Annotated in this window: 17 protein-coding genes and 1 pseudogene; 13 read left to right on the top strand and 5 right to left on the bottom strand. The window is 60.8% G+C overall.

Features of this window, described 5'->3' with window-relative positions:
- The 5 genes and pseudogenes from PAN31117_RS27270 to PAN31117_RS25020 form a co-directional block, all read left to right on the top strand.
- Positions 1-1167 (top strand): annotated as a pseudogene (locus tag PAN31117_RS27270) (two-partner secretion domain-containing protein); the annotation flags it as partial.
- Positions 1168-1179: 12 nt separating this feature from the next.
- Complete coding sequence (locus tag PAN31117_RS25035; protein ID WP_150740568.1) at positions 1180-1584, top strand: hypothetical protein; 405 nt, start codon at positions 1180-1182, stop codon at positions 1582-1584.
- Positions 1585-1632: 48 nt separating this feature from the next.
- Positions 1633-3264, top strand: coding sequence for a DUF637 domain-containing protein (locus PAN31117_RS25030; protein ID WP_150740567.1), 1632 nt, complete (start codon positions 1633-1635; stop codon positions 3262-3264).
- Positions 3265-3287: 23 nt separating this feature from the next.
- On the top strand, positions 3288-3986 hold the full coding sequence (locus tag PAN31117_RS25025) for a hypothetical protein (RefSeq protein ID WP_150740566.1): 699 nt from the start codon (positions 3288-3290) through the stop codon (positions 3984-3986).
- An 11-nt stretch (positions 3987-3997) separates the two neighbouring features.
- Positions 3998-4594, top strand: a complete 597-nt coding sequence (locus PAN31117_RS25020; protein WP_150740565.1) for a hypothetical protein — start codon at positions 3998-4000, stop codon at positions 4592-4594.
- A 335-nt stretch (positions 4595-4929) separates the two neighbouring features.
- On the opposite strand, the gene PAN31117_RS25015 is transcribed toward PAN31117_RS25020, so the two are convergent.
- Positions 4930-5802 carry a LysR family transcriptional regulator gene (locus PAN31117_RS25015; RefSeq protein WP_150578462.1) on the bottom strand — a complete coding sequence of 291 codons (873 nt, stop codon included), beginning with the start codon at positions 5800-5802 and terminating at the stop codon, positions 4930-4932.
- 200 nt (positions 5803-6002) lie between these two features.
- Between PAN31117_RS25015 and PAN31117_RS25010 the strand changes: the two genes are divergently transcribed.
- From PAN31117_RS25010 to PAN31117_RS24980, 7 genes are all read left to right on the top strand, one after another.
- A complete protein-coding gene (locus tag PAN31117_RS25010; protein WP_150740564.1) occupies positions 6003-7337 on the top strand; it encodes an MFS transporter in 1335 nt (444 codons plus the stop codon).
- Positions 7338-7492: 155 nt separating this feature from the next.
- Positions 7493-8683 (top strand): M20 aminoacylase family protein, encoded by a 1191-nt coding sequence (locus tag PAN31117_RS25005; protein WP_150740563.1) that lies wholly within the window; start codon positions 7493-7495, stop codon positions 8681-8683.
- Between the two features lie 6 nt (positions 8684-8689).
- Entirely contained in the window at positions 8690-9787 is a 1098-nt protein-coding gene (locus PAN31117_RS25000) for a M14 family metallopeptidase (protein ID WP_150740562.1), read from the top strand.
- 58 nt (positions 9788-9845) lie between these two features.
- Positions 9846-10688, top strand: coding sequence for a MurR/RpiR family transcriptional regulator (locus PAN31117_RS24995; RefSeq protein ID WP_246189254.1), 843 nt, complete (start codon positions 9846-9848; stop codon positions 10686-10688).
- A 225-nt stretch (positions 10689-10913) separates the two neighbouring features.
- Positions 10914-12395, top strand: a complete 1482-nt coding sequence (locus PAN31117_RS24990) for an MFS transporter (RefSeq protein ID WP_150740560.1) — start codon at positions 10914-10916, stop codon at positions 12393-12395.
- Between the two features lie 23 nt (positions 12396-12418).
- Positions 12419-13096, top strand: a complete 678-nt coding sequence (locus PAN31117_RS24985; RefSeq protein WP_150740559.1) for an aspartate/glutamate racemase family protein — start codon at positions 12419-12421, stop codon at positions 13094-13096.
- Between the two features lie 68 nt (positions 13097-13164).
- Positions 13165-14523 carry an MFS transporter gene (locus tag PAN31117_RS24980; protein WP_150740558.1) on the top strand — a complete coding sequence of 453 codons (1359 nt, stop codon included), beginning with the start codon at positions 13165-13167 and terminating at the stop codon, positions 14521-14523.
- Between the two features lie 219 nt (positions 14524-14742).
- Here the strand turns inward: PAN31117_RS24980 and yiaY are convergent, their stop codons facing one another.
- Together yiaY and exaC are read right to left on the bottom strand one after the other, a co-directional pair.
- Positions 14743-15891, bottom strand: a complete 1149-nt coding sequence (gene yiaY, locus PAN31117_RS24975; RefSeq protein WP_150740557.1) for an L-threonine dehydrogenase — start codon at positions 15889-15891, stop codon at positions 14743-14745.
- Between the two features lie 160 nt (positions 15892-16051).
- On the bottom strand, positions 16052-17572 hold the full coding sequence (exaC, locus tag PAN31117_RS24970) for an acetaldehyde dehydrogenase ExaC (protein WP_150740556.1): 1521 nt from the start codon (positions 17570-17572) through the stop codon (positions 16052-16054).
- Positions 17573-17897: 325 nt separating this feature from the next.
- On the opposite strand from exaC, the gene PAN31117_RS24965 reads away from it, so the two are divergent.
- A complete protein-coding gene (locus PAN31117_RS24965) occupies positions 17898-19847 on the top strand; it encodes a sigma-54-dependent Fis family transcriptional regulator (protein ID WP_150740555.1) in 1950 nt (649 codons plus the stop codon).
- A gap of 45 nt (positions 19848-19892) precedes the next feature.
- On the opposite strand, the gene PAN31117_RS24960 is transcribed toward PAN31117_RS24965, so the two are convergent.
- Positions 19893-20357 carry a CreA family protein gene (locus PAN31117_RS24960; RefSeq protein WP_150740554.1) on the bottom strand — a complete coding sequence of 155 codons (465 nt, stop codon included), beginning with the start codon at positions 20355-20357 and terminating at the stop codon, positions 19893-19895.
- Positions 20358-20420: 63 nt separating this feature from the next.
- Positions 20421-22607 (bottom strand): UvrD-helicase domain-containing protein, encoded by a 2187-nt coding sequence (locus PAN31117_RS24955; RefSeq protein ID WP_150740553.1) that lies wholly within the window; start codon positions 22605-22607, stop codon positions 20421-20423.
- Positions 22608-22790 lie beyond the last annotated feature (183 nt).

The raw sequence follows: 22790 nt of genomic DNA, 5'->3' as shown, positions 1-22790 counted from the left end.
AGTGGAATCAGCAACCTTGGCGCAGCGTTGGCGTTCCAGATCGGCGAGGCGAAAGCCGACGGTCTATTTGGAGACGGGCTAAGCAAGAACATCCTTTCTATTGCGGCACACGCGGCACTGGGGTGCGCGGGAAGCGCGGCTTCCGGAAATGGATGCGCAGGTGGTGCAATCGGTGCGGCAGCAAGTGCAGCATTCACGCCAGACTTCATTAAAGGAATCGACCCTAACGGTGCGCCGCTCAACGACGGGCAGTTGGCCGCACTCTCAATGCTAACTGGGTTGCTGGGAGCGGGGCTGTCGGGGGCAGCGGGAGCAGACGCGAATGCTGGAGCGTTCTGGGCACAGAACCAGGCGTTGAACAACGATTCCAAAACGTCAAAGCACCTGGAAGATGCGGCGAAGAATGGCGGCGTCTTCTTTGCCGTAGACAACTTGTTAGCTCAAGGCCCAGATCAATGGCTTCGGAACTTCTTTTCGATCGGGAGTAGGGATGCCAACAAGGCAGAGTCTGATCCTAACCGTCAAATTGATTCGACCGACGGCCCGCGCAATAATGGGCCTAGTGCACCGTCCCCGGTGACAGCTGCAGTTGCTCTGAGATGCTTGGCAGGAGGCCCGGTTGGATGCGTGGTCGCTGCCATATTAGGAGCGTTGGTTCCACCGTCTTCTCCGCCACCTAGTAATTGGACATTTTCGAGCGGCAATAGTGAGGGAGGGAATCCGCAAACTAAGCCGACCACTGATGCTGTATCCGTATCCGGCAATCGCGCTATTGACAAGTCTCAAAGCTATGAGAAAGGGGTCAGGCAACTGTACGACAACGCGACATTCCAGGAACGGCAATTTACGACCATAGTGGACGGCGTGAGGGTTAACGGAGTTGCCGACGACGTTGCGAAGATTAATGGTCGATTTACGGCGGTGGAAGCAAAATTTGCTGATGATTGGGCGAGTTCCATCCGGAATCCGGAAAGCCCGATCGGTGGAACTTCGTGGGCGAAGGCTGAGCAGCAGCGTATGCTTGCCCAAGCAAAGAGTTACGCGTCGGCTTTCGAGGGGGGCGTGGTATACCACACCAACAGCGTGGAGTTAGCTAACTACTACACAAAAGTATTTGTCGAGGGTGGAGTGAAAAATTTCAAATTCGTAATTACACCGGTGAAGTAAGGTAGAGGAACTATGGACAAGTTGAGTGACTTAGAGAAGATATTGGGTGGCCGTTTGGAGAAGGCATCTGAAAGAAAAATTCCCGGTGAGGTAGCGGTAGATGGGGTTGAGTTTATTTACTTCTCCGATGACGGGAAAAATAAGCTGAGGCGACAGTTTCGAAATTTGACCGAATCATGCGATCCGCCCAACGCAAAATTTGGCGGAGTTAACGACAGAGGATGCACGATCAAGATCCCGACTGGAGAACATTTTCACGCTATTGGCTACCACGGCGATATCGAGGGGTGGCGGAAAGATGTTGAATCCGCCGCGGCAGACTTAGGATTGCTGCTGGCGTCCATAAGTGGAAGTTGCCTCGTTATTTCTGATGGGAGAAAAGTTCGGCTAACTGACTGTGACGTTGAGTTTTGTTAGATGCCCCCTAGATCATGAAGTAATACACAAGGCCCGATCCCGGCGAGCTTGGGCGGCGCAGGTTCGTCGATCCTGACGGGAGCCACCGGCCAGCAGAACGGCCCGAGCTACGTCGTCGGCGGATTGGGCGCAACGCTCGATCCCGTCACCCCGCAAGTGCTGATCTCGAACTTGCCCGCGTCGCTACAACCGAGCACGACGACGTTCTACTTCTCTCCGCAGCAAGAGGCCATCCAACTCCAGCAAGCCGCCCTGATGCAAACGGGCAAGGCGAGCTTCATCAATGGGTTGTCGACGGATAGCACGTCGCAGTTGAGCGTGAACGACCAGCAGAAGCTGGTGATGTACGGCAATGCGGTCGAGTACGCGAAGACGAACAACATCCAGTTGGGTCAGGCCCTGACGCCTGAGCAGATCGCAGGGCTGTCGCAACCGATGCTGTGGTACGTCGAGCAGACGGTGCCGGAGCCGGGATGCGCTGCAACGGGTAATGCGAAATGTCCGACGGTCACCGCACTAATGCCGCAGGTTTACCTGCCGGAGAACTTCACGGCGCTGTCCGCAGGCGGGCAGATTCTCGCAAGCAATGACCTGTCGCTGAACTTCGGTAATACGGCGACAGGCGGCAGCATCCTCAATACGGGCTCGATCACCTCAGGCGGGACGCTGACGGTGAACACGGGCACGCTGACGAACCGCGCGAATGTGGTGGACGTCGGTGAAATCTGGAGCTACATCAAGGACGCGGGTTACCTGAAGACCACCGGCACGATGGTGCAGCCGGGCGGCTTCATGAGCGCTGCAGCGGGCGGGTTGACGCTCAACGTCGACCAGTTCAACCAGATCGGTGGCGCACTCCAACTCTTAGACCCGAACGGCCAAGTCGATCAAGCCGCGACGCAAGCGTTTATCGCAGGCGTAGCTGCACAACTGGGCGACAACTTCATCCAGCAGACGCTGCAGAACGACCTGCACACGGATTTCGTGAAGCAGGGCGGGAACTTTGGGATTCAGCAGGTCGGGATGATCATGGCAGCGGCCATGACGGGCGCAGCCCTTGGCCCGCTGTTCTCGGGAATGATCGCAGCCCAACTGGGCACGACGGCCGCGACATTCGTAGCGGGTGGACTAGGCAACGTGATGGCGAGCGCAGCGCTCACGGCTATGGCTAGCTCGACTCTCACCCAAGTGATGTTCACCGGCTCGCTGGACTTCGGTTCAGTAATGAAGACGGGGTTGTCGGCGGCGGTTACGGCTGGGTTGTTGAACGGGATCACGTATTCGAGCGCAGACGGTTTGGGGTTCTCGACGACAGCGTCCCCCAATAGCCTGGCCAGTCTCGCGGGCGTGAAGCCGACTTTCGTAGATGGCGCAGTGAGTCAGGCTGGTGCAACTACCGCGGGTCTGTCTCTCACGCAAGGTGTAGCGATCCTCGGCCAATCTGTTATTCAGGCAGGCGTGCAATCGACGATTCAAGGCGGGAGTTTCCTTGAGGCGCTAAAGGTTAGCGGTGTTAGCAATCTGAGTGCAGCGTTAGCGTATCAGATCGGGTCCCTTGGCGCCGAAACGCTTGGACAGACGGGATATGTTGGGGCGCATGCGGTGTTAGGATGCGCTGCAGGTGCGGCTGTCGGATCTGGATGTGCGGGGGGGCCATCGGTGCGGGGGTATCGGCATTAGTGGCGGACGATATAGCGAGAGCGGTGACCAATGGTAAAGGTGTCACCGATCCAGCTCAGTTAGCGATTATTGCTTCGGCCACACAGCTCTTGAGCGCAATGATAGCTGGTGCGGTTGGAGCAAATCCCAACGCCGCGGCGACAGCAGCGCAGAATGAAACGCTAAACAATGCGTGCGCGCCAGGACATGAGTGCGGGACGTTCACGAGCGCAGTGAAAGATACGGTTCGTGCCACAGCGAACGCTGGACTTGGCATTGCCGAAGCCGTTCCGAATTTCTTTGGCGGTGCCCTGCCCGGATTCCCCGACTATGTGCCGTTCCTCGATAAGTACAAACTTGCCTATGACGATCCGGACTTCGGGGGGCTTGCGTCGTTCCTGTTGTCGATCGGAATCGCTAAGGGGACGGGGGCGGCAGTCGGGAAATGGATAAACTCCGGCGATGGTCCGACATCAGTTTGGGATACGTCAAATACGGCGCAAGGGAGTAGATATCTGAACGTCAGCACAAACCTAACGGCAAAACAGTTTGAACAGAATTTGATCTCAAATGGTTACAAGGTAACGAGCCAAGGGGTAGGTACAAACGGACCGTTTACCGTTATGACAAATGGAACTTCGACATACACGACGTACATTCGCACTAGCACCGGAGAAGCTGGGGCGATGTTCAACGGAGTAGGAGGGGTGAGGGCAAAATTCTCCCTAATGAATCCACAATGAAAGGAAGCGGCATGGATAAGAAAAATCAAAAGGAGTCTCAGCGAGATTCTCTGAATATGATTGTAGGATTAGTCGACTTTGGGAAAAAATTGCCAGAAAATGTTTTTCTCGGAAAATGGGGGGAATTTCTATTCTTCGAATCGGATGCAATGTTTTCCGTGGAATTCACCGAGGTGATTTCAGCGTTGTTGAGGTGCGAGCAGTCAAATGCTGCATCTTTAGTAAATATAGATGAGGCAAGGTCTCTTGGTTTTGAGAATATATCTCCGATATTTTTCGATGGAGAGGTAACGGGAGATTCGTATCGACTGTCTTTGATTGGGGAAGGTCCGGCGAAGGGGTGGTTGTATAACGTTGATAGTTATGCATGCGCTTCAGACGTGGGCGGGTGGTGTATTTATTGTGAAAAAAGTAACGACATTGGCGTGATTGCTTCTCGCGAGCCGATCACGTCTGTAGTAGGCCAACAAGCCCTTCGTCTGCTCGGCGCAAGACCGATCGAGACGTTGATTGCGGGAGGGGAGCATCCTTTATTTCCGTTTAATCGATTGATCGACAGCTGGCGAAAAGGCTTGATAGGGAACTACGCGGTAGCCGATGCCGATTAGGCATGCAACGGATTGGCCGTTCTGAGTGCTGCGTTGGGAACGTCGAGGCGCTCGCAATTTCGCAAATTCTCGAAGGTTCTGGCCTGTCGGTGGAGGCAAACAGCATAAGATCTGCCGTGATGGAAGGGTCTACAGGTACAGAAATATTGATGATGCTGAGGTTCAAATTGGAGGTCACGATGGCGTCTAATTTGTTGCCTTAAGACGCTCGCGCAAGAGTGATAGCGCTTCAACGTAGACTTGCTGTGACGCTTTCCCGGAAGTGATAAGAAAAGGATCTTGCAATGACACTCGATCCGGTTTTGCTCTGGAGTTTCAATCGCTACCGTCCCCCCTCACCCCTGCGCCATCACCTGCTGCGCAATCGCCGCCGTAATCCCAGCCTTATCGTGTCGCGTCCGCTCCAGCAGTCCGATACTCCGTTGCTCCGTCACCCCGGGCAGAGGAATCACACGCAAGGCATCTTCGTGCGCCCATGATGCACTTCTCAGCATCGGCACCACTGCCACGCCGACGCGTTGCCGCACCAGCGCCACGATCCCCTCGATGGACGACAGCTCCAGAAAGTCGCTGACCTTCACGTGCTGACGTCTCACCGCGCGATCAATCAACGCCCCAGTCCGCTGCGTCCGATCAAACCGCAGAAACCGCTCTGTCTCCAGCAACTTCGCCACCGACGAAGACTTCAACGCCGACGACGCCAGCAGTACCAACGGCTCCCGATACAACGGCGTCCACCGCACCCCTGCCGGACGTCTTCCCGACGGTTCCACCAGTACTGCGCAATCGATCTCCCCGGCGTCGAGCTTCGCGGTCAGCTCAATCGACCGTGCCGTCTGAATCGATATCTCCAGATGTGGCTGTGCGTGCTTGATCTGCGACACCGCGCGCGCTAGCGCACTCACCGCCGACTCCACTGCACCAATCGTCACCGGCCCGGCGGTCGATTCGATGCCTGCGGCCAGCGTGCGCATCGTTTGGTACTGCGCAAGCAACTGCTCCGCGTGCGGCAGCAGCAGCCGTCCCATCGCATTGAGGGCGACGGAGCGTCCCACGCGGTCGAACAGCGGATGGTCGAATTCCTCCTCCAGCGCGCGCATTTGCATGCTGACCGCCGATTGGGTCATGGCGAGATGTTCGGCTGCCGAAGCGAACGATCCGTATCTCGCGACCGCCGCAAAAGTCCGCATAAATCGCAGGTTGCTCATGGGTAACTCACGCTAAGCGTCTGAATATTAGGAAGAAATCCCAGGATGGGGCCGTCGAGAACAACCCTCAATTCATCAAAAAACTTGCGATGACGAATCACAAATTCTAGCTTTTATTGGTTTTTTGGCACAAGCAGAATGGGGCGAAGCGAGTGCGGTCGGCTTGCCACGAAAACACTTCATAGAAGAGGAGTATCCCCATGGAAGTTTCGGTCGGGCGCGACAGCGCCTCGAACACCGCGAATACCGCGCAAACCGAGCGATCGGGCAAACGCATCGACGTCAAGGTCATTGCGGTGTCCACCGTCGGCAATGCGCTCGAATGGTTCGACTTCACCGTCTTCACCTTCTTCGCCGCGAACATCGCACGTCAGTTCTTCCCCAGCGACAACCCCACTGCCGCATTGCTTGCGGCATGGACGACGTTCGGCGTCGGCTTCCTGACGCGTCCGCTCGGTGGCATCGTGCTGGGCGCTTACGCCGACAAACACGGACGAAAGGCCGCACTGCTCCTGACGATTACCGTCATGGCGCTAGGCGTCGCCGTCATCGCCTTTGCGCCGACGTACGCGCAAATCGGCATGGCCGCTCCGGTACTCATGCTCATCGGTCGCTTCCTTCAGGGCTTCTCCGCAGGCGGCGAAGTGGGGAGTGCCACGGCATTCCTCGTCGAGCACGCGCCGGTCGAGCGTCGTGGCGTGTACGGCAGCTTCCAGATGATCGCGCAGGCGTGCAGCATGCTGCTCGGTGCCATCGTGTCCGTCGGCATCACACAAACCCTCACGCCGGAACAGATCGACGCGTTCGGCTGGCGCATTCCGTTCGTCATCGGTCTGCTGATCGTGCCGGTCGGTCTCTATGTGCGCTCGCGTCTGGATGAATCGCCGGTCTTCAAGGACGCCCGCAAGCAAGACGCCGAAAAGCGCTCGCCGTTCATCGAATCGGTCACGCAGCACTGGCGTCAGGTGGTGGCGGGCTTCGGCCTCACGGTGTACGGCACCATCGGCACGTACATCTTCTACTACTACATGCCGAGCTACGCGACGAAGTCGCTGGGCATCCCCTTCAAGAGCAGCGTGATCGCGTCGTTGTGCGCGGCCGTCGCCTACATCGTGGGGACGTTCGCCTCGGGCCGCATCTCGGACGCCATCGGCCGTAAGAAGCCGATGACCGCCTCCGCGCTCATCAGCCTGATCATCGCGTATCCGCTGTTCCTCGCCGTCAGCCACGTGCCGACGCTCCCGATGCTGATCTTCGTGCAATGCTGCCTGATGCTCTCGCTCGGGCTGTTCCAGGGATCGTATTGCGCCTTCGTGTGCGAACTGTTCCCGTCGCGTGTGCGTGCCACGTCGATGGCCATCGGCTACAACTTCGCCGTGATGATCTTCGGCGGCTTCGCCGGTGCCATCGCAACGCTGCTCATCGGCTGGACGGGCGACAAGCTCGCCGTCGTCTACTACGGTCTGTTCGGCGCAGCCGTGGGCCTCGTCACGATCCTGATGCTCAAGGACCGCTCGCGGCAACCGCTGCTCTAAAACATCAACGCTCAAGGTGTCCGACGGCCATTTCGATGGCTCGTCGGCACCCCGTCGCATTACCTCCCCAAACCTGCCCCTGTCCAACGCGTGCGACCTCCCGCGAGAGTCGGCGAGCGTCGCGCCTTTCGGGGCACTCTCAAGAGACGACTTCTATGTCCATCATTCCGGAAATCGCCGAACGCTCGGCCGAACTGCAAGCTATCCGACGCGACATCCATGCCCACCCCGAACTGCGCTACGAAGAGGCGCGGACGTCGGACATCGTGGCGAAGCTGCTCGAATCGTGGGGCATCGAAGTCACGCGCGGGCTGGGTAAGACGGGTGTCGTCGGTGTGCTGCGCAACGGCACGGGCAAAAAGGTCATCGGTCTGCGCGCGGACATGGATGCGCTGCCGATTCAGGAACTCAACACGTTCGAACACGCGTCGCAATACGCGGGCAAGATGCACGCCTGCGGTCACGACGGCCACACCGCCATGCTGCTCGGCGCCGCGCAGCATCTGGCCGCACATCGCAATTTCGACGGCACCATCGTCTTCATCTTCCAACCGGCGGAAGAGGGCGGCGGTGGCGCGAAGGCCATGCTCGAAGACGGTCTGTTCGAGAAGTTTCCGGTCGACGCGGTCTTCGCGCTACACAACTGGCCCGGCCTCGCGGCGGGCAGCTTTGGTGCACGTGTAGGCGCGACGCAGGCGTCGAGCAACGAATTCCGCATCGTCGTCAAAGGGACGGGCGCACACGCCGCGATGCCGCACGACGGCATCGATCCCGTCCTTACGGCCATGCAGATCGGCACCGGCCTGCAAAGCATCATGACGCGCAACAAGCGCCCCATCGACGCCGCCGTGCTCTCCATCACGCAGATGCAGGCGGGCGAAGCGATCAACGTCATTCCAAACACCGCGACGCTCGCGGGCACGGTGCGCACCTTCTCGCTCGAAGTGCTCGATCTGGTCGAGAAGCGCATGCGCGAGTTCTGCGAATCGACGGCAGCCGCCTACGGTTGCACGGTCGAGTTCTCGTTCCTGCGCAACTATCCGCCGACGGTCAACACCGCCGCCGAGACGCAGTTCGCGCTGAGCGTCATGAAGGAGATCGTGGGACGCGATCACGTCGTCGATCCCATCGATCCGACGATGGGAGCCGAAGACTTCTCGTTTTTCCTGCTGGAGCGTCCCGGCTGCTACGCCTACATCGGCAACGGGACGGGCGACCATCGCGCGCACGGTCACGGTCTCGGCCCGTGCATGCTGCACAACACGAGCTACGACTTCAACGACGATGTCCTCACACTCGGCTCGACCTATTGGGTGCGCCTGACCGAAGCCTTTCTGGCGGAGTGAGACGCGATGACCACGAGTCCGTTTTCCAGCAGCTATCGTCAGGCGCGCGAGCGATTCGCGGCAGCGGCCCGGCAGGCCGGTGTCGAGGTGACGAGCCACGTCATTCCCGACATCGTCGGCCGTGAGGGTGAGACGCTCGCGACTGACGTCGTGCGTCTCGGTTCACCCGATGCGCGACGCTTGCTCATCCTCACCTCCGGCACGCACGGCGTGGAGGGATTCTGCGGCAGCGCCGCGCAGATTGCGCTGCTGGGCGACGAAGGGCTGAAGTCACGTCTTGCAGCGGCGGACGTCGCCATTCTCGTCGTGCACGCGATCAATCCGTATGGCTTTTCGTGGCTGTCTCGCACGAACGAGGACAACGTCGATCTGAATCGCAACAGCATCGACTTCACGCAGACGCTGCCCGTCAACGCGGCCTACGCCGATTTGCACAATCTGCTCGTGCCGCCCGAGTGGCCGCCGTCCGACGACAACGTGCGGGCCATCGCCGACTACATCGCAACACACGGCGAAGCGGCATATCAGCGCGCGCTGACGATTGGACAGTACGCATTCGCCGACGGCCTGTTCTACGGGGGACGCGAACCCGTGTGGAGCACGCGGCTGATGCGCACGTTGATCGAGACACACGGACAGCGTTGCGAGGCCATCGGCTGGATCGACTTCCATACGGGTCTCGGTCCGCCGGGGCACGGCGAAAAGATCTGCGTGGGTGGCCTCGACGCCGCAGAGTTAGCACGCGCTCGCGCGTGGTGGGGCGCCGATCTGGCCAGCCCCATCGACGGCACGACGGTAGCGTCGAACGTCGGTGGCCCGTTGCTCGACACACTGCGAAACACGGCGAAGCACGCGCAGGTGACCGCCATCGCCATCGAATACGGCACGGTACCGCTCATCGACATGCTGCACATGCTGCGGGCGGATTCGTGGTTGAGGCGTCACCCCGAAGCGACGGATGCGCAGGCGTCGGCCATCCGCGCTTCGGTACTGGCGGCATTCTGCTTCGACGACGGCGTATGGCAGGGCCAGATTCTCGGACAGGCACGCGTGGCCATCTTGCAGGCAGTGACGGGGTTGAGTCGTCAGGGCGCTACCGGTTAGGGCAAAATCGGGCGACAATAGCCCGCCCCTAACCGCACAAACGCTCATGGCATCTCACGTGAAGAAGTCTTTCGTCGGCCGGATTCGCGATCAGCTCGACCAGCTCTCGCCGTCAGAGCGGCGTCTGGCCGAATTCGCGCTCGATCTGCCGGGCGATCTCGCGGGGTATTCGGCGTCCGAGCTGGCCACACTGGCTCAGGTGTCGAATGCCACCGTCACGCGCTTTGTGCGACGTCTGGGCTATGAGTCGTTCGACGACGCGCGCAAACACGTCCGGTCCGAGCAACGCGCTGGCTCTCCATTGGTGATGGCTGCGACCGCGCACGCGACCGAAGCGGTGGCCGACGATGTCGTCGGCGCGCATCGCCAGCAAAGCCTCGCCAACATCGACGCAACCTATCGCCGTCTCTCGTCCACCGAAATTGAACAGATCGCCGCCGCGATTCTCTCGGCGCGCAAAGTCTGGGTCGTGGGCTTTCGCTCCAGCTTGCCGCTCGCGATGTATTTCCGCTGGCAGTTGCTGCAAACCGTCCCCAGCGCACAAGTCATTCCCGGTGCGGGCGAGACGCTCGGCGAACATCTCGCAGGCATCGGCGCGGACGACATCGTGATCGTGTTCGCTCTGCGCCGTCGCATTCGTCAGATGCCGACGGTCGTCGCGCAACTCGCAAAGGCGTGCCCGAATCTTGTCTACGTCACTGAGCGCAATGCCGCGACGAAGACGCCTGCGAAATGGTCGTTGCAGTGCGACGTCCAAGGCCCCGGCGTGCTCGATAACCACACGGCGGTGATCGGTCTGTGCCACCTGATCGTCACGCAGGTCATGACGCTTGCAGGCAACCCGGGACGTCGTCACCTCGGCCTCGTGGAAGCATTTCACGACGCACTCGACGAAATCTGACCGCCCGCCGTCGCCCGACGGCGCTCCACCTCAAACCTCCCCATCATTGGCATCTCCCGCCAAGGCCGACGCTCGTCCGCGTCGTCCGCGCCGTCAGGCTAAACCCTGATATGAAAAATAATTTTCAAAAACAAATAATCTGAAAAAATATTAACCGAACAGGTTCATCAGAGGGCGAGGCAATTCGGTCGCAAAGGCGCCAATCGCGGCGCAGGGAGTTTTACGATGGGCGCAGAAGTGGTCGTATCGTCGTCGGAACCCAGGTTGCAGCAGCTCGAACGGGCGCTCGACGACATTGGCGTGACGCCGTCACACAAGAAGATCCTCGCACTGATTCTGTTCGGGGTTTTGTTCGACGTCTTCGAGCAGAACGCCGTCGGTCTCGTGGGGCCGTTGCTGCGCGAGTACTGGGGCATATCTGCCGCGCAAATCGGCTTTCTCAACACGCTGACGTTCGGTGCGGCCGCCATCGGCCGACTCGGTTCGGGCTACATCGCCGACCGCTTCGGGCGTCGCACGATGCTGAGCATCAATCTGATGCTGTTCACGCTCGGCGCACTGATCTGCGCATTGGCGACGAACTATACGATGCTCGCCGCCGGACGCTTCATCGTCGGTTTCGGCCTCGGCGGCGAAATCTCGATTGCCGTCACCATGCTTGCAGAGTTTTGCTCGTCTCGCTTTCGTGGCGTGGCCGTGGGCGCGATCAACGTCGCAGGGGGCGGGCTCGGCAACATGCTCGCACCCGCGTTCGGGCTGGCGGTCTTCGCCTTCTTCCCCGGGCCGGATAGCTGGCGCTGGTTGTTCGGCTGCCTCGTGCTTCCGGCCTTCTTCGTGCTGCTCTATCGCCGCTTCATCCCGGAGACGCCGCGCTTTCTGCTTTCTAAAGGCCGCGTGGAAGAGGCTAACCGCGTGCTCAATATTCTCGCCTCCGGCAAGCTCGGCAAGTCCGCCGGTGGCGCAGCGAAGCGTTACCTGAGCGAAGCGTCGAACGGTGCGCACCGCGCGGAAAAGGTGCATCTGAGCGAAGTGTTCGTCGGACCGCTGGCGCGTCGCACGGTAGCCGTCGGCATCGCCGTGTGCATGACCTACGGCGCGCAGATTTCGGTGCTTACGCTGATGCCGACGATTCTGATGGCGCAGGGCTACACGCTGAGCAAGAGCTTCGTGTTCACCATCGTGATGCAGTCGGGCAGTCTGCTCGGCGCGATCACGGCGTCGTACTTCGGCTTCCGGTTCCCGCGCAAACGCGTGCTGACGCTCGGCGCTATCGCCGCGTGTGTGATCGGTCTGTGCTTCGGGTTTTTGTCGAAGTCGCAGCCGCTGATTCTCGCGTTCGGTGCGGCTTTCCAGTTCTGCGTGCTGCTGCTCAATACGTCCATCTGGATCTACGCGCCGGAACTCTATCCCACGCGAGTGCGGGCGTTCGGCACGGCGTTCATTCTTGCGCTGGGCACGTTGGCCGGTGCAGCGATGCCGCTGGTGGCAGGCCGCGTATTCGACCAGTACGGCATCGGCGGCATGTTCGGGATGATGGCCGCGATGTACGCCGTGTTCGCTATTGCGCTCACCTTCGCGCCGGAGACGTTCGGCAAGCCCATCGACGGCCCCGACGCGCCGGGCGACGGCGATCCGCAAGCGGCCGCCAATGCGTCTGCTTCCGCGTCTTCGTCCGCATCCCCCGCATCTGCTTCGCATGCTTCCTGATTTCCCGATTCGCCGAGATTTCCATGACTCACATCCTGCTCATTAACCCCAACACGTCGACAGCGACGACGCAAATGATGGTCGACATCGCCCGAACGTATTTCGCCAGCGTGATGACGTCGCCGCCGACCGTCGTTGGTGCGACGGTGACGCGCGGTGCGCCGATGATCGTCGACGAGCAGGACCTCGCCGTGGCCGCCGACGCGGTGAACGATCCGCAAATCGTTGCGCTCGCAGCGCAGGCGGACGGCGTGATCGTCGGCGCGTTCGGCGACCCGGGCATCGAGGCGTTGCGCGCGCGTCTGGACGTGCCCGTGGTCGGGATCGGCTCGGCATCGGTACGTGAAGCAGGCGAGGGCGGACGTCGTTTCGGCATCGCCACGACGACACCGCGACTGGCCGACTCGATTGCGTCGAACGTCCGCAAGCTGGGCCTCGGCGCGAGCTTCACGGGCGCGCGATTCACGACCGGCGATCCGCTTGCGCTCGGGGATGTGCCGTCGCAACTGGAAAGCAGTCTTGCGGGAGCGGTGGACGCATGCATTCGGCTCGATGGGGCGCAAGCCGTCGTGATCGGAGGCGGCCCGCTGGGCGAGGCGGCGATGGCGCTCGGTGAACGCTTCTCCCTGCCGGTGATCGGTCCGGTGCCAGCGGCGTGCCGCGCGTTGCTTCAGGCAATGCGTCTGGATGAAGCCGCCTGATTTAAGTCCTCCAAAGTCGTCGTTCGTCCCAACGTCAACGGTCAACACAAAACAAATCAGGAGACGATATGAACCAACAGCCAACGTCGCGTACGACCGACGGCACAAATGCGTTCGCCAAGCCGGACGACCGCACGCTAGATCCCATCTACCGAAAGATCATGTGGCGGATCATTCCGTTCATCTTCGTGCTGTGGATGCTCGCGTGGATCGACCGAGTGAACGTCGGCTTCGCGAAGTTGCAGATGCAGCAGGATCTCGGCTTCAGCGAGACGGTGTACGGCATCGGCGCGGGCATCTTCTTCCTTGGGTACTTCTTCCTGGAAATCCCGAGCAACTGGCTGCTGTTGCGTATCGGCGCGCGACGCACGCTCGCACGCATCACCTTGGGCTGGGGGACGATCTGCGTGCTCATGATGTTCACGCATTCGCCTGCGTACTTCTATGTCATGCGGTTTCTGCTCGGCGCGTTCGAGGCGGGTTTCCAGCCGGGCGTGCTGCTGTATCTGACGTTCTGGTTCCCGGCGCACCGACGCGCGAAGGCGTTTGCTTGGTTCATCTCGGCGTCGGCCGTGTCGTCGGTGGTAGGGGCACCGCTCGCGGGGGCCATCCTGAACAGCATGCATGGCGTGAACGGTTGGGCGGGGTGGCAATGGCTGTTCCTGCTCGAAGGCGTGCCGACGGTGCTCGCGGGCGTGCTGGCCGTGTGGTTCCTCGTCGACAAGCCGGAGCAAGCCAGTTGGCTGTCGGAGCATGAGAAGCGCTTGCTGCAAGCCGATCTGGACCACGACCGCAAGGGCGCGGGACAGCGCGAGCATAGCTTCATGCTCGCCGTGCGCAGCCCGAAGCTGTGGTTGCTCACCGGTATCTACTTCGGCATCGTGGCCGCTAACGCGACGCTCTCGTTCTTCGCACCGACCATCGTGCGTGCGTTGGGGCCGACGAATCCGCTGCACATCGGGTTGCTCGTCGGTGTGATGTACGTCTTCGGCGCGATCTTCCAGATCGCTATCGGCTACAGCGCGGACAAGCGTCGCGAAGCGCGCATGCATTGTGCGATTCCGGTTTTCATCGGGGCGTGTGGACTGGCGGGCGTCGGTGTGTTTGCGGGAAGCAACGGCGTGGCGGCGTTCCTGTGTCTGGTGATCGCCGTGTCCGGCACGATGGGCGCGATTCCGGTGTTCTGGCAATTGCCCAATGCCTATCTCGCGGGCGGCGCTGCGGCGATGGGCGTGGCGTTCATCAACTCGGTGGCAAACCTTGCCGGGTTCGGCTCACCGTATCTGCTGGGCATCGTAAAAGATGCGACGGGCAGCTTCAATGGCGGTCTCTGGATCGTGGCGGCGCTCGAAGCGTTCGTCGCCATCCTGATCTGGTGGCGGATGAAGCGGCGTGAGCGGGTGCCGGGGGTGCCTGCAGTGGTGTGAGGATTTTTCGATAAAACGATAAGGGCTACGTAATTTCACGTAGCCCTTTGTTTTTTCATGGCGTGCGTTGACGGAGCGTGAAAACCGTCAATCGAAAACGTAGATTCCAAAGCCGCCAACGGCGTGGCCATGCTCGCCGGTGTTCAGGTGAACACGATCCAACGTGTCCAGCCGCCGGTCGGCATGACCACGCGCTAATTGGCGTAGTCCGCGTCGACTTTAGAACGCTCGCAGGAAAATCGCTTCGATTTCCGCTTGCTCAGCGCGACGCGGGTTGGTGAACCCACAGGCGTCCTGCATCGCGTTGGCGGCGAGCGTAGGGACGTCTTCCTTCTTCGCCCCGAGTTCGGCCAGCCCAGACGGAATGCCGATGTCCTTCGACAACCGGCGAATCGCGGCGATGGCAGCCTTCGCACCTTCCTCGTCGCTCAACCCTTCCACCTTCTCGCCCATCGCTTGCGCAATGTCTTTCAGACGCGCCGCGCTGGTGCTCGCGTTGAACTCTTCCACGTGGGGCAGCAGAACTGCGTTGCACACACCGTGCGGCAGATCGTAGAACCCGCCCAATTGGTGCGCCATCGCGTGCACATACCCCAGCGACGCGTTGTTGAAAGCCATGCCCGCCAGGAACTGCGCATACGCCATGTTCTCGCGCGCCGTCATGTCGTCGCCGTGCGACACCGCACGACGCAGGTTCTGCGAGATCAGCGTGACGGCCTTGAGCGCGCACGCGTCGGTGATCGGCGTGGCAGCGGTCGACACGTAAGCTTCCGTGGCGTGCGTCAGTGCATCCATGCCCGTCGCGGCCGTCAACCCTTTGGGCATGGCCGCCATCAGCGCCGGATCGTTGACGGACAACAGCGGTGTGACGTTGCGGTCGACAATGGCCATCTTCACATGACGTTTCTCGTCCGTGATGATGCAAAAGCGCGTCATCTCGCTCGCGGTGCCAGCCGTCGTGTTGATTGCGACGAGCGGCAGCTGCGGTTTCTTCGACTGATCGACGCCTTCGTATTCCGAGATGTGGCCGCCGTTCGTCGCACACAGCGCAATCCCTTTCGCACAGTCGTGCGGCGAGCCGCCACCCAACGAAATCACGAAGTCGCACTGGTTCTGTTTGAGGATCGCCAGGCCCGCTTCGACGTTGCTCACCGTGGGGTTCGGTTTCGCGCCATCGAAGACGACCGATTGAATGTCCTGCTGCGTCAGCAGCTTCGCTACCTTCTCGGCGACGCCCGCTTTCGCGAGACCGGCATCGGTCACGATCAGGGCGCGGCGGAAATGGTACTGGCGCAGGGCGGCAATCGCTTCGTCGAGGCTGCCCACGCCCATCATGTTGACGGCGGGAATGAAGAAAGTCGTGCTCATCGTCATGCTCCTTATCTGTTCTGTGAGGGGCACTCCCCATGCGCAAATGGTGCGACGGGGTGTCCAGAATCATCTTTTGCATGCATCAAAGACAGCATCGCACTCGCTGCGCGATGCGTCTTTGATCTACTGCAAGGTCACATACGACTAGAGGGATTGCTCAGAAGAAGCCGAGCGGATTGACGTCGTAACTGACGAGCAGATTCTTCGTCTGCTGGTAGTGGTCGAGCATCATCTTGTGCGTCTCGCGGCCGATGCCGGACTTCTTGTAACCACCGAACGCCGCGTGTGCGGGATAGAGGTGATAGCAGTTCGTCCACACACGCCCCGCCTGAATGCCACGGCCCATGCGATACGCGCGATTGATGTCGCGCGTCCATACACCCGCGCCGAGACCGAACTCCGTGTCGTTGGCGATGGCGAGGGCTTCCGCTTCGTTCTTGAAGGTCGTTACGCCGACCACCGGTCCGAAGATCTCCTCCTGGAACACGCGCATGCGGTTTTCGCCCTTGAGCAGCGTGGGCTGGATGTAGAAGCCCGACGCCAGCGGTCCGTCGAGCATCTCGATGCCACCGCCCGTCAGCACTTGTGCGCCCTCCTTGCGCGCCAGATCGAGATAAGTGAGGATCTTGTCGAACTGCTGTTGCGACGCCTGCGCACCGACGGCCGTCTCGGTATCGAGCGGATCGCCACGCTTGATGCGTTCGACCCGCTTCATCACCACTTCCATGAAAGGCTCGTAAATCGATTCCTGGACGAGCGCACGCGACGGACATGTGCAGACCTCGCCCTGATTCAGGAAGCCCAGCACGAGGCCTTCGGCGGCCTTCTCGATGAATTCCGGCTCGCCATGCATGATGTCGTCGAAGAAGATGTTCGGCGACTTGCCGCCCAGCTCGACGGTGCTCGGGATCAGGTTGGCGGCGGCGCGCGTCAGGATGTGATTGCCGACGGGCGTCGAGCCCGTAAAGGCGATCTTGGCGATGCGCCTGCTCGTCGCCAGCGCTTCACCCGCTTCGCGGCCGAAGCCCTGAACGATGTTGAGCACGCCGGGCGGCAACAGATCGCCGATCAGCTCGGCAAACAGTGTGATCGTGAGCGGCGTTTGCTCTGCGGGCTTGAGCACCACGCAGTTGCCCGCCGCGAGCGCGGGGGCAAGCTTCCACGCCGCCATCAGCAACGGGAAATTCCACGGGATGATCTGACCGACCACGCCCAGCGGCTCATGGAAGTGATACGCGGCAGTGTGCTCGTCGATCTCGGCGGCTGTGCCTTCCTGCGCGCGAATGCAACCGGCGAAGTAACGGAAGTGATCGACGGCCAGCGGCAAATCGGCGGCGAGCGTCTCGCGCACGGGTTTGCCGTTGTCCCACGTCTCCGCCACGGCGAAGCGCTCCAGTTGCGATTCCAGCCGGTCGGCGATCTGCAACAGAATGCGCGAGCGGGCCTGTACGGACGTCTTTCCCCACTTGGCCGCCGCCGCATGCGCAGCGTCGAGCGCCAGTTCGATGTCTGCGCCGTTCGAGCGGGGGAATTCACCGATGACCGCACCGGTGACCGGCGACGTGTTGGTGAAGTACTGGCCCTCCACGGGCGGCACGAACTTGCCGCCGATGAAGTTTTCGTAGCGCGGTTGCAGGGACAGCAAGGCACCGGGTGTGCCGGGCGGGGCGTATTTCATGTTGTGTCTCCGGATATCGTTGTAGCGCGGACGTTGGCTGCGCAAGACGCTACTAAGCAAGTCGCGGGCCAGACATCCCGATTCGCGCAACGACGCGCCCTGGCGGCGTGCTGGACGGCGCTGTGTGTATCGATTCCGTGACACCTCTGTCCTGCGGCGTAGCACACGGTGTCTCAGGACTGTGACAGCGCCGTCGGCGTCAGAACCTGCGTCAATCGCTTTGCGTTTTCCGATTGACATAGCGCATTGCAATCGCTTCGCGCATGGGGGATGCTTCGGGAACGATACGAGATCATCAGATCATCCGGCACGGGGGAGACGACCAATGCCAGCCAGTACGGAAGCCGCGCACGCACGCCGTGTGCTGAACGTCGCGCAGGGCCATTCGCCATCGGGCTCGGTGGCGACCGACCCGAACATCGCCAGTTCGTGGCGGCGCTGCCTCGACACGCACGCGCTCGACCCGGGCGCGCGCATGGCACCACGCGTGCTCGAATCCTCGCAATTGCGCGAGCGGCGCAATGCGATGGAACGCCTGCGTAACGTTTCCATGCCGGTGCTGGAACGTTTGCAACGTCAGTTGATGAACCCACGCCAGGCCGTGTTGCTCACAGCCCCGGACGGCGTGATCGTCGACTCTCGGCTGCATGACGGCACCCGCGACGACTTCCATCGCGCCGGGCTGTGGCCGGGCGCAGACTGGAGCGAGTCGTGCGAGGGCACCAACGGTATCGGGACGTGCGCCGTCGAACGCGCGCCCGTCATCATCTGTCAGCAGGATCACTTTCGCGCACTGCATACGCCGCTCACTTGCACGGCGAGTCCGGTGTTCGCCCCGCAGGGCGATCTGCTGGCGGTGATCGATGTGTCGTCCACCAGTACGGATCTCACGCGTCAGAGTCAGTTTCATACGCTGGCGCTCGTCAACCTGTCGGCGAAGGTCGTCGAGAGCGAGTACTTCTTTCAGCACTATCGCGACGAATGGCTGCTGCAATGGCAGGAGCAGGCCGACCATCTCGGCGGGTTCGCGCAGGCGTTGCTCGCGTTCGACGATGCGGGGCGCGTGCTGGCCGCCAATCAAAGCGCACTGAATTGTCTTGGGGTGCCGCGCGACGCGCTGGTGGGCACGCGCGTCGACCAATGGTTCGTGCAGACGCTCGACACCTTGCTCGCACAAGCGCATCCGTCGCCGAGCACCTGCTGGCCGTTGCACGCTACGACCGGTGCGAATGCCGGGGAGTCGTTGCTGGCGATGCTGCGTGCACCCGCCCGTGCACTCCGGCGTGCGCCCAATGTGTCAGGTGCTGTGCGGGAAGCCGTTACAGAACCGTTCTCCGATCCCACGCTGGCGCGCGCGTTTTCACGGGCATGCCGAGTCTTCGCGCACGACGTGCCCGTGCTGATTCGTGGTGAAACGGGAAGCGGCAAAGAGGTGTTCGCCCGCGCTGTTCACGCAGCGAGTGCTCGTTCGGGCGGGCCGTTCGTCGCACTGAATTGCGCGGCGATTCCCGAGTCGCTGATCGAAAGCGAGTTGTTCGGATACGTGGGCGGCAGCTTCACCGGGGCGCGCAAGGAAGGGATGACGGGCAAGCTGTGGCAGGCGAACGGCGGGACGTTATTTCTCGACGAGATCGGCGATATGCCGTTCGCGATGCAAACGCGTCTGCTGCGGGTGCTGGAGGACCGGATGGTGTCGCCGCTGGGTGGTGGCGAACCGGTGCCGCTCGACATTCGCGTGCTGAGCGCCACGCATCGCGATCTCTCCGAACGCATCGACGAACGCTTGTTTCGCGAGGATCTGTTCTATCGCCTGAGCGGCCTCGAAGTCACGGTGCCACCGCTGCGCGCGCGCGAGGACAAGGAGGCGGTGATTCAGCGGCTATTCGCACAGGCAGAGTCGTCGGGCCATTGCCCCGCCACGCATGTGACGCCCGCCGCGCTCGACCGGTTGTGCCATCACGCGTGGCCGGGGAACGTGCGTCAGCTACGCAGCGTCATCCGCACGCTGGTGGCGCTCAGCGAGAATGGCATCGTCACGGTTGACGATTTGCCGGACGAACTGCGCGCGCCGGACGTCGCGATCGCGGAGAGTTCACCGGCCGATTCACCGGACGACGGATTGTCGGAGGCACCGCTGGAGGCGGCCGAGCGTCAGGCGCTGCGTGCGGCGCTCGACGCCTGTCAGGGGCAGGTGAGCGCAGCCGCACGACGGCTCGGCGTGAGCCGCAACACGCTGTATCGCAAGCTCAGGCGCTTTGGGTTGCTGCGAGGATGACGTCGCGCAGCATGGCGTCGACGTCAGCGCCTGTGCTCGCGAGCATCACTTCATCGGAATCTGCGTTGCACGATCCACCGGCACGGCCGTGACGCTGTTTTGCGGCGAGCCGTCGATGAGCTTGTCGGAGTAGGTGAGATAGACGAGCGTATTGCGCGCCTTGTCGACCATGCGCACGATGCGCAGCTTCTTGAAGAGGGGCGACAGCCCTTCGGAGAAGACTTCTTCTTCCTTGGGCAGCGGGCCAGCGAAGGAGATCGGACCGACCGGACGACACGCAATCGATGCCTCGGCCTTGTCCTCTGCGAGCCCGACCATGCCCTTGAGGCCACCTGTCTTGGCGCGCGAGACGTAGCAGGTCACGCCCTTTACCTTGGGATCGTCGAACGCGTCGACGACTATCTTGTGATCCGGCCCGAGGAACTTGAATGCGGTACTGACATCGCCGATCTTCTCGGCATGGGCCCAACTCGTGGCGAGCATCAGCGCCAGCGCGACTACTTTCTTCATGAGCGTGTGTCCCGTCAAAACTGCGGAAGCGGCGACGATCGCCAGCTATACGCGTTGCGGATTCTACTCGCGTCGCGTGACGGGCGATCTCAACCACTGCGAGAAGGGACCTGGGTCCATATCGGACATGATGTAAATCTGACGCCGAGCGGCGTCGTATTTGGCACCAAGCGCAGCGAGGTCGTTCCTCGACTCGTACGTATTGCCGCTCAGGTACTGTCGTGACGGTCGGCTGTCCAGAGGCATTGTCATGTTGCGAATCAACGCGCTGTCGGCAAGGGCTCCCATGTGCGATAGATCGAGTTGTTCTAAAAATCTGCTTTGTCTGGAGGTATCCGCTGTCGTAATGAGGGTGAGTGAAGATCTTGCTCTCGTAAGCGCGACGTAAAACAGATTCCTTTCCGTTTCCAGCGGGACGAGCGGATTGGGGAATTCGTTACGTTCGAGGAACGGAATGACGACATGATCGTATTCCTTTCCTTTGATGTTCGACACGGTGTCTATGATGACTGCTGAGTCGACTCCAGTGCGTTGTTTGGTCGATAGACGTTCCATCATCGACGCGAAATATACGGGCAGAGGCGTGTCGTCCTGAGGCAGCGTCGATTCGAATGCACGTAGAGAACGCTCTACCAGGTCCGCATCGTATGGGCGAGGATATAAGCGCTTTGCGGTCGCCGGGAAATTGATCGACTGCCGAATGCGTAGAAATGCTTCGCGAGCGGAGATCGTCGATGCACAGGCACGCAGCTCCTGAACCAGCTTGCCGACGTTTGCGGCTGGCGTCCCGGGGTTTGCGCCGAGCAAATATCTGGTATTGATTTGTTCGAGCATCTCGGGATGCTCGCGCATGATCGCGTACTGCTCTCGAACTAGCCTGATGTTTGCGAAGATTGCGAGCACGCCTGCGACGGAATGGCGTTCGTTCGCGTCAATTTCTTCCTGTGCGCCTAGCGCTAGCGCGAAAACGGCACGTACGAAGCGAATCTCTTCTCTAAAGTGGAAACCCTCTTTGTTCGGAGACGTGCACGGGATTTCCGCCCGCCACAATGCCTCCTCAATGGCTGCACTTTGATGCCAGTCCCGCAGCAGCACCGCACAGGTTGAGCGCTTATCCCTGTTCTGAAGCCAGGTCTGGACATTTGCAAGCACGGCGCGCGCCGTGCCGTCGTGGGTGCCGTCGGTGAAAGCCAGATCAATGGGCGTGTGGCGCCGTTCGAACGACTCTATCGCCTTCTGTTTGAAAACCCCGCTGGGATAGGCGATATGAGGGCCGTGGCGAAACGTTTGCTTGAGAGAGTAGCGCTGCGCGTCCAGGAAATCGCTTCGAAAACGTTCCCCCATGTAGACATCGCTTGCACCCATTGCACTGTGTATGACCTGATCTTTGTCACCCACGCCGACGAAGCGACAATCAAGTATCCGAAGCAAATGACGTAGCACGCGATATGACGCTTCGTTGAAGTCGTGCTGTTCGTCACAGACAATTAGCTGTCGTTGAGCGAAATACTGCGGCGCTATGCTCCCGCGATTGATGAGCTGGGCCAGATCGTATACCGCGTCGAAACGATCACGAAAAAGCGGTTCGTCGCTCGGCCCCATGCGATTTCGCTCATACACCTGTGTGATGGCGTATTGCGCGCGCGTGATTTCGAGGCGTTCCAGCATCTCATCGACCATTTCATCGTCGATGTCGTCAAAGAGAGCGCCGCTAGCTTTGAGCTTGCGCATGGCCTCGATGCACTGCCCGACATTGACATGGTTGACGTCGAAAGCACCTGGCGCATGGCGATGTCCGACCTCATCGCGTAAAGCATCCATTGCGTCAGCGACCTGACCCGCCAAATAGGTGTCGCGAGCAATCTTACGGGCGTGTTCGTTAAACGACGGGAGGCTGTCCAGCACGTCCTGACTATATTGGTCAAATGTGCAGACGCGTATCCGTTCACGATATCGATCCAGCGCCTTCTTATAGAGTTCGTGATGGATGCCGGAGGTATGCAGGCGCTCGCGTAATACGTTGGCAGCGGTAGTCGTGAAGGTCAGCGCGAGGATTTGTTCCGGCGCAATGCCATTTGCGAGGGCTTCGCCTATGCGAGCAACGAGCGTCGTTGTCTTCCCTGTGCCGGCGCTGGCCATGGCGACACAGATTGGCTCGCTCGCAACTTGAATTGCGATTTGCTCGGTCGTCAGCTTTGCGCCGTTTGGCTCGAATCTCGGGAATTGAATCGACGCTTTCGTCTCGCGCATGAGATCGACCTTGTTGTAAGGCAGGCCAACGCAGACAACCGGACGCGGGAGCCAGAGCGCCCCGTCGGCGAGGGCCGGGCGAAGTGTCGCGATTCGTGCGTGACTTGCGGATTTCGAGTATCGAAGGCGGTCCGAAGACGCTCGATATGCTCGGTCGGTTGTAGGGCGAGTGCCCCAAAACCG

Origin of the sequence: Pandoraea anapnoica (assembly GCF_902459765.1) — a bacterium.
Lineage (GTDB): Bacteria > Pseudomonadota > Gammaproteobacteria > Burkholderiales > Burkholderiaceae > Pandoraea > Pandoraea anapnoica.
Note: the sequence above shows the minus strand (reverse complement) of the source record. Positions and strands in the feature narration are given on the sequence as shown.

Excerpts from the sequence above, each read along its gene's own strand:
- PAN31117_RS25035 (WP_150740568.1), top strand. The coding sequence starts at position 1,180 with ATGGACAAGTTGAGTGACTTAGAGAAGATATTGGGTGGCCGTTTGGAG.
- PAN31117_RS25020 (WP_150740565.1), top strand. The coding sequence starts at position 3,998 with ATGGATAAGAAAAATCAAAAGGAGTCTCAGCGAGATTCTCTGAATATG.
- PAN31117_RS25015 (WP_150578462.1), bottom strand. The coding sequence starts at position 5,802 with ATGAGCAACCTGCGATTTATGCGGACTTTTGCGGCGGTCGCGAGATAC.
- PAN31117_RS25010 (WP_150740564.1), top strand. The coding sequence starts at position 6,003 with ATGGAAGTTTCGGTCGGGCGCGACAGCGCCTCGAACACCGCGAATACC.
- PAN31117_RS25005 (WP_150740563.1), top strand. The coding sequence starts at position 7,493 with ATGTCCATCATTCCGGAAATCGCCGAACGCTCGGCCGAACTGCAAGCT.
- PAN31117_RS25000 (WP_150740562.1), top strand. The coding sequence starts at position 8,690 with ATGACCACGAGTCCGTTTTCCAGCAGCTATCGTCAGGCGCGCGAGCGA.
- PAN31117_RS24990 (WP_150740560.1), top strand. The coding sequence starts at position 10,914 with ATGGGCGCAGAAGTGGTCGTATCGTCGTCGGAACCCAGGTTGCAGCAG.
- PAN31117_RS24985 (WP_150740559.1), top strand. The coding sequence starts at position 12,419 with ATGACTCACATCCTGCTCATTAACCCCAACACGTCGACAGCGACGACG.
- PAN31117_RS24980 (WP_150740558.1), top strand. The coding sequence starts at position 13,165 with ATGAACCAACAGCCAACGTCGCGTACGACCGACGGCACAAATGCGTTC.
- yiaY (WP_150740557.1), bottom strand. The coding sequence starts at position 15,891 with ATGAGCACGACTTTCTTCATTCCCGCCGTCAACATGATGGGCGTGGGC.
- exaC (WP_150740556.1), bottom strand. The coding sequence starts at position 17,572 with ATGAAATACGCCCCGCCCGGCACACCCGGTGCCTTGCTGTCCCTGCAA.
- PAN31117_RS24965 (WP_150740555.1), top strand. The coding sequence starts at position 17,898 with ATGCCAGCCAGTACGGAAGCCGCGCACGCACGCCGTGTGCTGAACGTC.
- PAN31117_RS24960 (WP_150740554.1), bottom strand. The coding sequence starts at position 20,357 with ATGAAGAAAGTAGTCGCGCTGGCGCTGATGCTCGCCACGAGTTGGGCC.
- PAN31117_RS24955 (WP_150740553.1), bottom strand. The coding sequence starts at position 22,607 with ATGCGCGAGACGAAAGCGTCGATTCAATTCCCGAGATTCGAGCCAAAC.